Raw genomic sequence first — 14,855 nt, 5'->3', positions numbered from 1 at the left:
CATTTAACTTTAAATGGGATAATCATTATTACCTTAATTCAGATATTTATAAACCTCATTAAAAAAGCGAACCATGTCAGGTTCGCCTTTAAAATTGATTGAATAGGTTATTCACAAGTTTTTAGAAGAGTGGTAAGCCTCTGAATAGGTGCCAGTCTTTAAAGTTTGAATTGGCTCACTATACCATTTAGGGTATTAGCCATTCCGCCGAGTTCTTGTGCAAGTTCCGTAGTGCTATTAGAGTGGATATTTGTTTCTTTGGCCGAATCATTGATCTCTAAAACACTCTGGTTAATTTCCGCAGCTACCTGAGTCTGCTGCTCTGATGCCGTGGCTATCTGGTCATTCATATTGAGAATAATAGAAACAGATGTGGTGATTTGTGTCAGGGATTGATTTGCTTCCTCTGTCTTTGTCGAGGTCAGTTGAGCAAGCTGAGTATTCTTCCCCATCTGTTCTACCGCTTTTTTTGCCTCTGTTTGTAGCTTTTCAATCATCAAGGTGATCTCATTAGCACTCTCTTGTGTCCGGCTTGCAAGACTTCGAACTTCATCAGCCACGACCGCGAAACCACGACCTTGCTCACCGGCTCGTGCCGCTTCAATTGCAGCATTTAGAGCCAAAAGATTCGTCTGATCAGCTATTCCTTTAATCACATCGAGAATGCTACCAATATTGACAGTTTCGGCCTCAACGTTTTCGATGACATGGGTCACATTGTCCATCTCATTGACCAGTGAGCGGATATTAGAGTTCATATCCTCTACCACCTTCATTCCTACTTCAGAATGCTCACTCGCCCCCTGGGCCGATTCAGCCGCTTGCAGTGCACTTCGTGCTACTTCATCGACTGTAGAAGTCATTTCGTTCATCGCCGTCGAAGTCTGCTCGAGCTGCACTGTTTGTGCCTTTGAGCCATCACTCATAGTTTGTGCTGACGATGACAGGGAGGCTGAAGAGCTATTAAGTGCAATTGTCGTTTCATTAATATTGGCGACAATAGCTCTAAGATTCTGTGTCATGGAGATCACATTGCCATATATACCTTCTTCCAAGCCTGAAGTGGATAAATCCATACTTAGATCACCCTCTGCAACTTGTTTGACCATGTTTGATATTTCCAGTGGTTCCCCGCCGATAGGTTTATAAATAAGACGAATAACCATCTGGTAGATAACGATCATCAGTGCAGCGAGTGAGATAGCAATCAAAATTAGCGTGCCATATAGGTTATTCATGCTGGCAGCTTCTATGACTTTCATGGCTTCATAACTAGCCACTGTCCAGTTACGAACCTTCATCTTATTACTTGTTACAAAGTACTCTCCCAAACCCGGAGCACTGTATGTCATCGACTTGTTTGATTCAGATATTACTTTGTACTGCGGACGTAATTCAAATATGTTCTTACCAATATTGTCTTTTACCTCACTCGATACTATGTAGCCATCGCTTCGGTAGACGAACATCTGATTGTTACTGGTAAGAGAAGCGACATAATCACTGAATAATTTAACCGGGATATTGATTAACACGACTCCGGAAATTCGTCCTTGGTGCATGATAGGCACAGAAAGACCAAACACTTCAACATTCTTAGTGACATCAACAAAAGATCGAGTCACTACGTAGTGCTCTCCTTCAAAAATCTTCAAAAACCATTCACGTTTAGCGGTGATAGCATTGAAATTGAGTACGGCTTTACCATCGCTAATTAGGGTGCCATCTTTTAAACCTAAATAGATACCAGCCTCCCCTTCAATCGTATTAGCGATCTCTTCGACAGTGAGATTTGCTCGTTCAAGATCGAGGTTGCCATAGTCATCGAAAAAAAATGTACCAGAATCGATTACGTCGAAAAAACGCATTAACTTTTCATCTAATGCCTGGGCTACGAGCTTTGATTGCGTTTCAACTTTATCCTGATAACTGGCCTGACTGAACTCCGCAAAATTTTGATAAGCAAGGATGGATACAAAGAGCACCATAAAAAATGATAACGAAGTAAAGAGCCCCGTTATTTTGTGTTTCAGTAGCATAGATATTTCAGTCCATATTTTAAGAACAAAGAATCAGAGGGTTTTTACTTAGTCATTACAGACTTGATCATAAAAACTTCATTTTAATTAATGGAAAGATACAAATAATCTTCATAATGGGCAACGTAGTTTGGCCTGACTTTTGAAGTCTTCTGCAACATGGTAAATATCTGTAAACCCTGTCCACTTATGGAATTAGTTCCAAATTGTTATGGTCACCTTTGATGTGTTTACGGGTTTTGTTCATGATAGAGATTTAAGTTATTACTTTTTGGCAACGACTCCGCTAATGCTGTCACAGATTAAAGTGGGTTTATTTTAAATAACGATTTTTCAAAATAGAAAAGTATGACTCGGATCGCTGTGGATGGCACTAAATGCAATCGAAAAGGTGATAAAGGTCGCGAACATGTACTTGTGATACTTATTTCTATCAATTATTTGCGCGTAACACTTGTTCATTGTGACAATAATGGTAGGAAAGAAATTATTAGATACTACTTAAAAAGATTGTCATTAAACGTCACTTTGGGACTAATTCCAAAGCGTGAGTGACTGGGAGTTTCAAGTTTAAATAATTGTTTTCTATATATGTTGGCGGTCTAAATCAATTATGATCCATCATGAAACGTTGATGTTAAAAATTTGCTTTAATACTGGGTGCATCAAAGGCCATATTATTATTGAGCCGCTTCAATTAATGACTAACGAGATTAACATTCGAATTTAAAGTATATAAGAGTGGCTAAAAGTGTTAATTGCTTTTGTCATACGCTCTTTTATTTAGCCTGATGGCCATAAGACCTAGAAGGTCAGCTTGTAAGTTTATTAGAGAAATAAAAATGGATACGTTTGACATCATTACACCAATATCATACTGGATCTTGACCGCCTTATGGTTGGTTATAGTCGTTATTTATCTGGTCAAACTTAAACAATTACAAGCCGTTGATGGCGCAGTTGGCGGAACGGTTGTGGTTCTCCTTATGGTCCTTAGCATTGATGCATTCAGGACCATAATTGAAAGTGTCTATTTTGGATTGTATTTCAACTCATTGTACGGGCTGGTGCCAAAATCTATCCACGAGCTGTTGTCGCAACCCTCTTTGCTCATTCTCCCAAAATTAATCAATATTGCTGCTGGCTTACTAGTCATCTTGCTTCTCCTAAAGCTCTGGGTACCAAGAAAGATTCGCGAACGTGAAGAAGCTCTGCGCGCCCTTGAGGAAACTAAAACAACCTCCGTTCATAACGAAAGGTTGTTCAGAACAATTTCTGATTGTGCTACCGATGGCTTCATTTTTGCAGATCTAAATCGCCGGATTATTTCGATAAATCAGGCTATGGAAGTTTTGTTAGGCTATAGCCGTGAAGAACTTGTGGGGGAAAAAGCATCGATCATTTATGAAAGCGATGAAGAGTTCCAGCGACATGGTCGTATGTATTTCAATCTCGCCGCTGGAGATAAGGTCAAACCTTATGAAGCGAACTACCGGCACAAGGATGGCAGTATCGTCGTAGGTGAAACAAGTAGGGTCGTGATCAAAGCTGTTGATGGCCAAATTCAGGGCTATATGGGGTTCATTCGGGACGTGACAGACCGCAACAAGGCAGCAACGGAGTTACAGGCTAGTGAGACGATACTGTCCCACCATGTTCAGAATACGCCGCTTGGGTATATTTCATGGGATAAAAACTTAAATTGTAGTGAATTGAATAAATCAGCCGAGAAGATATTCGGATACTCTGTCGACGAAGTCATGGGTCATTCTCTATTAGAACTTTTGGTGCCTGAAGGAGCTAGAGAAGATGTCAATAAGATCGGTAAAAGATTGATTGAAAATAATAAAGCGTCCAGAAATATAAATGAGAACATGACAAAAGATGGCAGGGCCATCATTTGTGAATGGTACAACACGCCCATTGTAAGTGAGACCGGTGAAGTGCTTGGCGTGACATCATTGGTCCAAGATATTACCAAAAATAGGCGAATTCAAGCTGCCTTGCATGAGACTGAGAAGGCATTTCGCGACCAAAGCCAACGTTATGCAGAAGTGATTTTGGGCGCCAACATGGCCACCTGGGAATGGAATGTACAAACAGGTGACTCCGCATACAATGAACGCTGGGCCGAGATGTTGGGTTACCGCCTTAAAGAGCTTGAACCCGTTGACATCGGCACCTGGGAGACACGACTTCATCCCGATGATGCACATAATACCAATGAATTATTAATGCGTTGTTCCAAAAATGAAACAGATACTTACGAATGCGAATATCGGATGCTGCACAAGAACGGCAGCTGGGTCTGGATACTCGATCGTGGGCGAGTGGTTGAATGGACAAATGATGGCAAGTCTGTGCGAATGTCAGGCACGCATGAAGATATAACCAAGAGCAAGCAAACCGAGGAAGAACTCAAACTTGCCGCTAGCGTATTCACCTATGCCAGAGAAGGTATCGCCATCACAGATACTACTGGTGTCATCATAAACGCTAATGAGGCTTTTAGTGCGATCACAGGCTACCCCCGTGATGAAGTGATAGGACAAAACCCGCGAATCCTCCAATCCGGACGTCATTTGCCTGAGTTCTATAAAGAAATGTGGGACACTTTACAAGAAAAAGAGCATTGGACCGGTGAGATCTGGAATAAACGTAAGAATGGCGAGGTTTATCCGCTGATTCTCACGATAAGCGCGGTACTCGATGATACTGGCATAGTGCAAAATTACGTGGCGCTATTCAATGACATCACCGCGATTAAAGAGCATCAGGGGCAATTAGAACGTATTGCTCACTATGATATGTTAACTCACTTACCTAACCGGACATTATTGGCAGACCGTCTAACGCAATCTATGAGCCATAGCCAACGTCAACACTCATTACTAGCGGTCGCATTTCTTGATTTGGATGGATTCAAAGACGTTAACGATACCTATGGTCATGTCGTTGGTGATGAATTATTAATTGTCGTCTCATCTCGCATGAGGGAAGCTTTACGCGATGTCGACACCCTGGCCCGTATCGGCGGGGATGAATTTGTCGCTGTGATGGAAAATATAGCCACAGTGGAAGATTGTGAACCTATGTTGGAACGCCTGTTGCAGGCGGCATCGGAACCGGTAGTCATAGGCGGAGTCAGGCTGGAAGTCTCTGCCAGTATTGGTGTCACCATTTACCCGCAAGATGGTGTCGATGCAGACCAACTTATGCGGCATGCTGATCAAGCCATGTATGTGGCGAAGCAAGAGGGAAAGAACCGATATCGTTTGTTTGACTCTGCACATAATGCTGCGATGATCACTCAACATGAAAAGTTAGATTGTATACGTAAAGCTCTGAACAAAAATGAATTTGTGCTTTATTACCAACCTAAGGTCAATATGAAAACGGGGAAGATGATTGGTGCCGAAGCGTTAATTCGTTGGCAATGCCCGGAGCGTGGTTTAGTCCCCCCTAACGATTTTTTGCCCGTCATTGAAAATCATATTCTCAGTATCGAGCTAGGTGAATGGGTTATCAGCACTGCTCTTCGTCAGATTGAAGCGTGGCAAGCGTTGGGGCTGGATATTCCTGTCAGTGTCAACATTAACGCACTTCAATTACAGAGTGAAGGTTTTGCAACGCGCTTAGCGGAGCTATTGGCCGAATTCCCGGGGGTTGCTCCTAGCTCTTTAGAACTAGAAGTACTTGAAACAAGTGCGATAGCCGATGTACTACAGGTGTCAGAAACCATGCTAGCCTGTATCGAACTTGGGGTTAATTTTGCATTAGATGACTTTGGCACGGGTTACTCTTCACTGAGTCACTTGAGACGTTTACCAGCGAGCTTAATTAAGATCGACCAGACTTTTGTGGGGGATATGTTGATTGACCCTGATGACTTGGCGATTGTCGAAAGTGTAGTGGTGTTGTCGAAGTCATTTAAACGTGAAGTGATTGCAGAGGGTGTTGAGACTATCGCTCATGGTATTGCTCTGTTGAAGTTAGGTTGTGAATTGGCACAAGGTTATGGCATTGCCAGACCGATGATTGCTAAGGATATTCCTGAGTGGGCGGCACACTGGCAGCCTGATGATACGTGGAGAGATGAAGTGGCATCTTGTTGATGTTCATCATTTAAAAAAGCATATTGAATCCATCAGCAATCCCTTTTAACTCTAAAAAGGGCTCTTACGCTATATTTAGAATTCCATTTGTTCTCTGCCATCATTAGGGCTTTAGTTGAGAGACTCGTTTTACTTGGCTTAGTTACTCGCCTTGTTTTTTGATTATAGTGTCTTCATAAAAAGGAGCTTCGATAAAAGTTTATGCTAGTTTGCTGACTACATCTGCAAAGTAGATCTGCGAGTTGTTTCTCCCCAAATGTTTAGCGAGGTAAAGAGCTTTATCTGCTTGTTTTAGTAAAGCCGTGGCATTTAGCTCATCATCTTTTAAAGACGCGACGCCGATACTAACCGTTATATTAGCGATCATACCTGAGTCGCTATTCCGAACCTGTAATGCCTCGATATTAGTACGAACCCGCTCAGCGATACAAAAGCCCGCGTTAACATCTGTTTCCGGCAACAAAATTGCAAACTCTTCACCGCCAATTCGAGCTGCAATGTCGGTTTGTCTAAGTAATGAATTGTCTATCGAATCCGCGATACTTGCCAAAACTAGATCACCAACGTCATGCCCATATTTGTCGTTATAGGTTTTAAAATTATCAACGTCTATCATCAACAACGAAAGGCATTTTTCACTTAATTTAGCAGATGTTATGCTCATGCTTATGTGTCTATCAAAGGCAAGGCGATTAGATAACTTGGTTAAAAAATCTGTTTCAACTTGTTGATGTAATGCCTTATTTGCATTCTCAAGTTTAAGTGTTCGGATATAAACTTTGCGTTCAAGCTCATCATTAAGCTGTTCTAATTCTCGTATGCTGGCATGCCTTGCAGTTACATCGATTGAGACGACCATTAAGTAATCAATTTGATCTCCATTTTCACTGACTGGCGAAATAGTTGAATGAAACCACACTTCATTTCCACGCGTGTCCACCACAGCAGCCTCTTGCTCTATAACTAAGCCGGTATCTCGCGCCTTTCTTAAATTATTGGACATTTGGTCACGAAAAGATTGCGGATAAAAACCAAAAGGATAAGCCTTGCCGTAATACTGTTTAACATCACTAATGGCAAGTGTTTTAACCCCTGCTGAGCTCATAAACTGCAGGTTGAAATCAAGATCTATAATTTTTGTACAAATAGGAGAATGTTCAATCCACGCATGACTCTGATTTATAGAAAAGCGCAGATTATCTTCATTGGCTCTGAATTTAGGTAATGGCATTATATATCAACTCTATCCTTGAGATTATTTATCCTGACAGTTACTTCAACGTCCTCAAATATGGTTATTGAAGTTAACAGCAGGCCTGATGTAAAATGACGCCTTATATATTTAAATAATTGTTTACCTTGCAGTTTTATCGTTCTCTTTTTACCGGACATTGTCAGTTAACACTGGCAATCTCATGTAAGTGTAGTCGGTCGATTAAGTACTGTTAAGTTTAATATCTACAAGTACCCTTCCCATGTATGCGTAAGTTTATTCTTCATTTCTAATTCGACTCTAAGATGACTTGTAGATGGGAAGTAATAGAAAAATTCTGAATTTAACACTAAAGTTGGAGCTCTTTTGTGGCTGTCACTGTGGTTGTGCTGACCTAGACTACTTATAGACATAAATGCGTTAGGTGAAATCCCTAACGCATTTAATTCAGAACAGTTAAAGGAAGTTAAAGCTTAAACTTTTCGCTGGTTTAGCACATCTTTAAAGGCAAACATTCCATTTAGCGCTGCTGGGAAGCCGGCATAAACTGACATTTGCAACAGTACCTCTTTTACCTCTTCCTCGCTGCAACCCACGTTCAAAGCGGCATTTAAATGAACCTTAAGCTGTGGAGTGCAGTTACCTAATGCGGTTAGCGCTGCAACCGTTGCGATTTCTCTCGACTTCAAATCAAGAGCCTGGCGGGTGTAGATGTCACCAAAAGGATATTCAATAGTGAACCTAGCCAGGTCAGGACAGATCTCTTGTAGGCTTTCAATAACTTGATGTCCCGCCTCACCGTCAATTTTTGACAGCTGCGCTAGACCTAAGGTGAATCTGGTATTTTTCATGCGTAAACTCCAATTTTCAAACTGAAGCCACAGCTTACTAGTTAGAGTTAACTCTAAGTCAACTCACTTTTCCCTCTTTATATTGGCTGATTTTATGCGCCAAAGCCGCCAGATGCTTTTGCTGTTGCTGAATATGAATTTTTAAGCTTTCTTGGTGTTGTTCTAACAACATTTGACGCTCTAATGCGGTATTTGAGCCCAATTCTCGGAGCGTTGCATACTCAATGATGTTCGCTAAAGGCATTCCAGTTTCCTTCAGGCGATTCACAAAACTAACCCACTCTATATTTCTGCTGGTATATGCTCTGTGGCCACTAGTGTTTCTGTGCACGTTTTTAAGTAAGCCTATTTTTTCATAGTAACGCAGCGTATGAGGTGATAGACCAACTATATTTGAAAACTCTTTCATATTCATTGCATTACCTCTTATACATAACTATTTTTTGACTCTGTTTTAGCGGATTGATGACATTACGCAATAAGGCACCAGAAACAAACCGCACTATAGAGGCTTACCTTCATATCCGTGACGATGGGAATTTTTTTATTCACAATTCAATCGATTACATTCCATATTAGACAGCAGCAACATGGAACGCAGCGAGTTTTGTATAGGCTAGCTATCCGATAGTTCTTTAAAGCGTGAATTTAACCGCTAGGTTACTGCTCTAACCCAGTACTAAACTCAAATTATACCGAATGATTGGTCAATGACTTTTGCTTAGCCAACGTCTAATCATTGCCATTATTTACATTTTTTTCTTTATACCGCTTGGTTCGGTGGCTCGTTATATCAGAGCAGAACCAACGGAATGATAACGAGTTTTACCGTTAAGTACCGATAAAAAAACAGATGAACATTAATAATAACAGTCTGATAAACCGGCTAGCTGCATATATGCCGTAGATACCATATACTGTTAATATATATTCAAATTATCAATATCGAGCGAACAATGGAAGTCGAGCTACTTGAAATTCGAAATTTCATCCGCCAATACCCACCTTTTGATCAACTGCCAGAAAAAGCATTAATCGAAGTTTCAAGAAGTGTCGAGATCTCATACTACCGAGCTGACAGTATGATCATTGAGTTTGGTAACAAGATCCACGATCTCTATATGATCCGCAGCGGTGTAGTAGAGATATATCGCCGTACCGGTGAGCTTTATAACCGTCTTGATCAAGGTGGTTTATTCGGCCAAATGGGGCTGTTGACCAATAATAAGGTGCGTTTCCCAGCCAAATCGCTTAAAGACACCCTTTTGTACTGTATTCCAGATGACATCTTTGCTGATTTTTGTGAACGCTTCGACACCTTTGCCGACTTTGTTGAAGTTGAAGGCAGTATTCGATTACAGCAAGCCGTTGAAGATAATAGTGATGATGCTAATTCACTGACGACCTCAAAGGTAAAAACCCTACTCAGTGGCGAGCCAGTGATGCTGCCGACCACGACCACGATTCAAAATGTGGCTAAAATTATGGCTGCTGAGAATGTCTCTGCGGCAATCATCAATGATCCTAACCTTGCGGATGAAGGCGGTAATAGCTTTGTTGGCATTATTACCGAGCGCGATCTGTGCGCTAAAGTGATCGCGCAAGGGCTAAATGTTGATACCCAAGTGGTCGAGGTGATGTCTACAGAACTCATCTCTTTGGACCACAACGCCTATATTTTTGAAGCGATGCTATTAATGCTTCGTTATAACGTTCATCACCTCCCAATTTTAAAAAACAAACAACCGATTGGCTTAATAGAAGTTACTGACATTATTCGTTATGAGTCTCAAAATAGCTTGTTAATTGTTAGCAGCATATTTCAACAGAACAGTATTGAAGACCTTATTATTCTGTCTAGTCAACTCAAAGATTGTTTTGTGCGCATGATTAACGAAGATGCAAACTCACACATGGTGGGTCGAGCCATGTCGGAAATTGGCAGAAGTTTTAAACAGCGTTTTCTTGAATTGGCGGAAGAGAAGTTGGGGGCACCACCTGTGCCTTACTGCTTCCTAGCATTAGGCTCTATGGCGCGCGATGAACAACTTATCGTGACCGACCAAGACAATGCAATTATTCTTGATAACGAGTATCAAGAGTCGCTACATGGGGACTACTTTATGGCGCTTGCCACTTATGTTTGTGATGGTTTGGCCGCATGCGGTTACACCTATTGCACTGGTGACATCATGGCGACTAATCCTGAGTATCGAAAAACCCAGTCTCAATGGGAAGAGTGTTTTGCTGATTGGATAGAGAATCCAAACCCGCAAGCGCTGCTTAATAGCTCCATATTTTTCGATCTTTACGGCGTCTATGGCAGACAAAAATGGGCTGAACAGCTGAATGCCTTTATCCTTAGAAAAGCGAAGAAAAACAACCGATTCTTAGCCTGCCTTGCTAGAAACGCATTAAACCGTACACCTCCACTTGGCTTTTTTAAAGATTTTGTGATGGAAAAAGATGGTCGTCATAACAACACTATTAATTTGAAGCGACGCGGTACAGCACCTTTAGCCGACTTGATCCGTGTGCACGCCCTTGCTATTGGTTCTCAATCGCAAAATTCATTTGATCGATTAGAAGACATCATTGAGGCAGGAATTTTACCGCCATCAAAGGGCAAAGATCTGCAACATGCGATGGAGTTCATCTCTTTGGTTCGTATTCGTCATCAAGCATTAGACATTGAGTCAGATCAAGAGCCGGATAACAATATCGAGCCTGAAAACATGTCCGATTTTGAAAGGCGTAATCTAAAAGATGCCTTTTTGGTGTTAAGCAGTGCACAAAACTTTTTAAAGTTCCGCTATACCGCTAACAGTATGCAGGGTAAATAATGCGTAATTTTACCAATCAAGAAGTATTAAACTGGGAAGCGTTTTTGCACATTAAAGCGCTTGAGAGTAAAGATAGCCGCCTGACTAACTTTTATAATGCCAGTACTTACCATGGTGAAACCGAACTCAAGGATATAGACTTTGTTGCCTTAGATTTTGAAACAACCGGTCTGGATGCTGATCAAAATAGCATTATAAGCATTGGTTTGGTTCCTTTTACTCTGCAACGAATTGCTTGTAGACGGGCTAAACACTGGTTTATAACACCGGAAGATAAACTCAAGGAAGATTCAATTATCATCCATGGGATTACCCATTCTGATCTCAAGGGTGCGCCCGATCTGTTGCGGATTTTAGAGCAGTTATTGGACGAGCTAGAAGGGAAAATTGTGGTGGTGCATTACCGCAGAATTGAACGTGACTTTTTTGATGCTGCACTTAGAAGCTTGATCAATGAAGGTATTGTTTTCCCTGTCGTTGATACCATGCAGATTGAAGCTGATATCCAACAGGCTCGTCCGAAAAAGTTTATTGACTGGTTTAAAAATACTCGCCCAGAATCGATTCGCCTTGCCAATAGTCGTACCCGTTATAATCTGCCCACTTATCCGCCACACGATGCCTTGACCGATGCTATTGCTACCGCAGAGCTACTACAAGCGCAAATCCACCACCATTTTAGCCCAGACACACCGATTAAGAAGCTATGGTTATGAAGCTTTAACTATAAAGCTGTGGCTATATAGTTAAACCCATAAAAAAACCGAGTAATGCTTTATTTCAAAATAAGTGCATCACTCGGTTTCTATTTTTATCGAACATTGCAACAGATTAACTAATACGTTTCTCTGTTCGTAGTCCCATTATCAAACTGACACACATCACCAATAGAATAATGGTGAACGGCAAGGCCGTTGAAATTGCACCCGCTTGCAAGGCTTCAATGGCTTCTGTGCCACCCACCCAAACTAGAGCAGCAGCAATCGCGCCTTCGATAAACGCCCAAAATACGCGCTGTGGGATGGGTGCGTCGACTTTACCACCTGATGTAATGCTATCAATTACCAGTGAACCAGAGTCTGATGAGGTCACAAAGAAAACCAGCACCAACACAACAGCAAGTAGAGACAAAATGTTACCCATTGGCAATGCGTCAAACATTTGGAACATTGCTAGTGGCACTTCTGTTAAGCCTTTTTCGCCTAACGTACCGACTTTATTAATGACTTGATCAATCGCAACACCGCCGAATACTGACATCCAAAGCGTTGTAACTAATGTAGGGACAAGTAACACAGCCGTCATGAACTCACGAATAGTACGTCCACGTGAAATACGCGCAATGAACATGCCCACAAAAGGAGACCATGAAATCCACCATGCCCAATAGAAAACTGTCCAGCCATGCATCCAAGCTTCGTCTTCACGGCCAATCGGGTTACTTAATGGAATGATGTTTTCAATGTATCCCATGACTGTTGTCGGAATGGTACCCATCGAAACAGCAAAAGTAACCAGAGTGACAAACAGGACTAAAGCAAGTGCCAACAGCATATTGACATTACTGATGACTTTAACGCCACCATCAATACCACGGACTACCGACCCAACGGCCAACAGAGTCACTACAAATATAATGCCGACTTGAAGCATTAAGCCGTTTTCAATGCCGAACACATGGTGAAAACCACTTGCGGCTTGTTGAGCACCAAGTCCAAGAGAAGTCGCTAGACCAAACAGAGTGGCAAGCACCGCTAGAATGTCTACAATATGTCCTGGCCAGCCCCAAGTGCGATCACCTAGGATTGGGTAAAAGACTGAGCGCATGGAAAGCGGTAGGCCTTTATTGTAGGCGAAAAATGCTAACGACAGTGACACAACACCGTAAATCGCCCATGGGTGAAGTCCCCAATGGAACATTGTTGCACCTAGCGCTAGCTTAGCCGCTTCGGGGGTATTTGGAGTCACATTAAGGGGGGTTTCAAACCATCCGGTAAAGTAAGCAACAGGTTCTGCTACGCCCCAAAACATTAGACCGATACCCATGCCTGCTGCAAACAACATTGCTATCCATGACATCATCGAATAGTCAGTTTTTGCTTCATCACCGCCGAGGCGAATTTTGCCATATGGCGAGACAATCATTGCCAAACAAAATATGACAAAAATATTGGCAGACCACATAAACAAACCATCAAAAGTACCAATGATTTTCCATTTTATGCCATCTAATACGGATTTTGATGTTTCAGGATCGACCACTAAAATGGCGATTAAGAAGAGTCCAATTAAGGAAGCGCTGATCCCAAAAACAGGGTTATGAACATCAAAACCCCATTTTTGAATGTTATCTTGACCGACTGTGTAATCGGTATTATCAATACTGTATTTATCTTTTTTAGTATTCATTGATCCTCGTTTAGAACAACTTTCATTCGAAAATGTGGCTTTATTTTACGTTATTAGACGGCAACATGCAGCTTATTGCTGAAATCAATCATCTCTGATGTTACTTTCCCGGTAATAGATTGTAAATTTTTGCTGATAGCACTTCGTCAGTTTGTCTGGGGCTGAATGGCAATTGAATTTCAAATCGACCTAAACTTGAGCTGTTAATACGGTATTAAGCTGCTCCTATCCTATCGGACAACAAATGGCCCTAGTTTTTTTGATTAATTTGAAATTCAACTATTTAAGATAAAGATTACATCTTTATTGTATGGTCTTTAGTACTCGGTCGATTGCCATAAAAGTGGCATTTGAACCGTCGTTAAATAAAATTCAAGTTTATGAACTGCGAATTTAGTCGATATTAGCGGCAAACAGGAGCTACCACTTAACGTTTTAAAGCTGAAATTATCTATTTGTAAGCCGTTAACCTTAAAGGATGAGTACGACTAAACAGACGCTAATGCCTGCTCAACACCCCTTCTCGCGTGAATTTCAGTCGTATCGTACAATGGGATTTCTGTGTCTGCTTGTTGAACAAGTAACGCAATCTCCGTGCAGCCTAATATGATAGCCTCAGAGCCTTGCTGAAATAGCGTGTTAATAACCTCTAAGTATTTTTCTTTAGATCCCTGCTTTATCTCGCCTAGGCATAGCTCATCGTAGATTATGTTGTGTATTACCGTTTGCTCAGCTGAATTGGGGACGTTGACATTGATACCGTACTTTTCAGTTAACCGAGCCTTATAGAAGTCTTGTTCCATGGTAAAGCGTGTTCCTAAAAGCCCGACCGTTGTTATGCCATCTTTAACCAGTTGCTCTGCGGTCGCGTCGGCAATATGTAGGATAGGAATGGTAATTTTAGCTTCTATTTCAGGGACAACTTTGTGCATAGTATTGGTACAAATCATTATAAAATCAGCACCCGCAAGTTCTACGGCTTTAGCGGCGTGAACAAGAATGTCTGCAGTCTCAGTCCATTTTCCTTGATGTTGCAGTAACTCAATTTCAGCGAAATCGACGCTATAAAGGCATATTTTGGCTGAATGTAATCCACCAAGCTTAGATTTAACGCCTTCATTGAGTGCCTTGTAATAGTTACTCGTTGATTCCCAACTCATCCCGCCTAACAGTCCAATGGTTTTCATAATATCCTGATAATACGTCGTTAATGAATGCACAAATCCCATTTAAACATTAATCCTTATTAAAATCAGTGGTATTACTTCAATCTTTTAAGTGCCCTTTCCTTTAATATTATTCTCGTTACAGCATTGCAAAGCACAAATAGCGCTTTAACTATATATAGATGTCAGATTCAAGAATAATAGCCATTAAAGATTGAA

At 41.3% G+C, this 14,855-nt stretch carries 9 protein-coding genes; 3 read left to right on the top strand and 6 right to left on the bottom strand.

Features of this window, described 5'->3' with window-relative positions; translation table 11 throughout:
• Positions 1-158: 158 nt before the first annotated feature.
• Positions 159-2,039 carry a methyl-accepting chemotaxis protein gene (locus tag CXF86_RS18945; protein WP_102039739.1) on the bottom strand — a complete coding sequence of 627 codons (1,881 nt, stop codon included), beginning with the start codon at positions 2,037-2,039 and terminating at the stop codon, positions 159-161.
• A 791-nt stretch (positions 2,040-2,830) separates the two neighbouring features.
• Between CXF86_RS18945 and CXF86_RS23160 the strand changes: the two genes are divergently transcribed.
• Positions 2,831-6,154, top strand: coding sequence for a sensor domain-containing protein (locus CXF86_RS23160; protein ID WP_308303199.1), 3,324 nt, complete (start codon positions 2,831-2,833; stop codon positions 6,152-6,154).
• Between the two features lie 199 nt (positions 6,155-6,353).
• Here CXF86_RS23160 and CXF86_RS18935 read toward each other — a convergent pair whose 3' ends face one another.
• The 3 genes from CXF86_RS18935 to CXF86_RS18925 form a co-directional block, all read right to left on the bottom strand.
• Positions 6,354-7,385, bottom strand: coding sequence for a sensor domain-containing diguanylate cyclase (locus tag CXF86_RS18935; RefSeq protein ID WP_102039737.1), 1,032 nt, complete (start codon positions 7,383-7,385; stop codon positions 6,354-6,356).
• 455 nt (positions 7,386-7,840) lie between these two features.
• Positions 7,841-8,218 carry a carboxymuconolactone decarboxylase family protein gene (locus tag CXF86_RS18930; RefSeq protein WP_101090180.1) on the bottom strand — a complete coding sequence of 126 codons (378 nt, stop codon included), beginning with the start codon at positions 8,216-8,218 and terminating at the stop codon, positions 7,841-7,843.
• A gap of 58 nt (positions 8,219-8,276) precedes the next feature.
• Positions 8,277-8,633, bottom strand: coding sequence for a MerR family transcriptional regulator (locus CXF86_RS18925; protein WP_102039736.1), 357 nt, complete (start codon positions 8,631-8,633; stop codon positions 8,277-8,279).
• Between the two features lie 541 nt (positions 8,634-9,174).
• Between CXF86_RS18925 and CXF86_RS18920 the strand changes: the two genes are divergently transcribed.
• Both CXF86_RS18920 and CXF86_RS18915 read left to right on the top strand, forming a co-directional pair.
• Positions 9,175-11,061 carry a DUF294 nucleotidyltransferase-like domain-containing protein gene (locus tag CXF86_RS18920; protein ID WP_102039735.1) on the top strand — a complete coding sequence of 629 codons (1,887 nt, stop codon included), beginning with the start codon at positions 9,175-9,177 and terminating at the stop codon, positions 11,059-11,061.
• Positions 11,061-11,777 carry a 3'-5' exonuclease gene (locus CXF86_RS18915; protein WP_101090183.1) on the top strand — a complete coding sequence of 239 codons (717 nt, stop codon included), beginning with the start codon at positions 11,061-11,063 and terminating at the stop codon, positions 11,775-11,777. Before CXF86_RS18920 ends, CXF86_RS18915 begins: the two co-directional genes overlap by 1 nt.
• Positions 11,778-11,892: 115 nt before the next feature.
• On the opposite strand, the gene CXF86_RS18910 is transcribed toward CXF86_RS18915, so the two are convergent.
• Complete coding sequence (locus CXF86_RS18910; RefSeq protein WP_101090184.1) at positions 11,893-13,470, bottom strand: BCCT family transporter; 1,578 nt, start codon at positions 13,468-13,470, stop codon at positions 11,893-11,895.
• A 488-nt stretch (positions 13,471-13,958) separates the two neighbouring features.
• The gene (locus CXF86_RS18905; protein WP_102039742.1) at positions 13,959-14,657 is read right to left on the bottom strand and encodes an aspartate/glutamate racemase family protein; all 699 of its coding nucleotides are present in this window, start codon (positions 14,655-14,657) and stop codon (positions 13,959-13,961) included.
• Positions 14,658-14,855: the final 198 nt, after the last annotated feature.

Source organism: Shewanella sp. GutCb, assembly GCF_002836135.1.
Lineage (GTDB): Bacteria > Pseudomonadota > Gammaproteobacteria > Enterobacterales > Shewanellaceae > Shewanella.
Note: the sequence above shows the minus strand (reverse complement) of the source record. Positions and strands in the feature narration are given on the sequence as shown.

Bases quoted from the DNA above. Each gene is read 5' to 3' on its own strand.
- CXF86_RS18945 (WP_102039739.1), bottom strand. From the start codon at position 2,039: ATGCTACTGAAACACAAAATAACGGGGCTCTTTACTTCGTTATCATTT.
- CXF86_RS23160 (WP_308303199.1), top strand. From the start codon at position 2,831: ATGGCCATAAGACCTAGAAGGTCAGCTTGTAAGTTTATTAGAGAAATA.
- CXF86_RS18935 (WP_102039737.1), bottom strand. From the start codon at position 7,385: ATGCCATTACCTAAATTCAGAGCCAATGAAGATAATCTGCGCTTTTCT.
- CXF86_RS18930 (WP_101090180.1), bottom strand. From the start codon at position 8,218: ATGAAAAATACCAGATTCACCTTAGGTCTAGCGCAGCTGTCAAAAATT.
- CXF86_RS18925 (WP_102039736.1), bottom strand. From the start codon at position 8,633: ATGAATATGAAAGAGTTTTCAAATATAGTTGGTCTATCACCTCATACG.
- CXF86_RS18920 (WP_102039735.1), top strand. From the start codon at position 9,175: ATGGAAGTCGAGCTACTTGAAATTCGAAATTTCATCCGCCAATACCCA.
- CXF86_RS18915 (WP_101090183.1), top strand. From the start codon at position 11,061: ATGCGTAATTTTACCAATCAAGAAGTATTAAACTGGGAAGCGTTTTTG.
- CXF86_RS18910 (WP_101090184.1), bottom strand. From the start codon at position 13,470: ATGAATACTAAAAAAGATAAATACAGTATTGATAATACCGATTACACA.
- CXF86_RS18905 (WP_102039742.1), bottom strand. From the start codon at position 14,657: ATGAAAACCATTGGACTGTTAGGCGGGATGAGTTGGGAATCAACGAGT.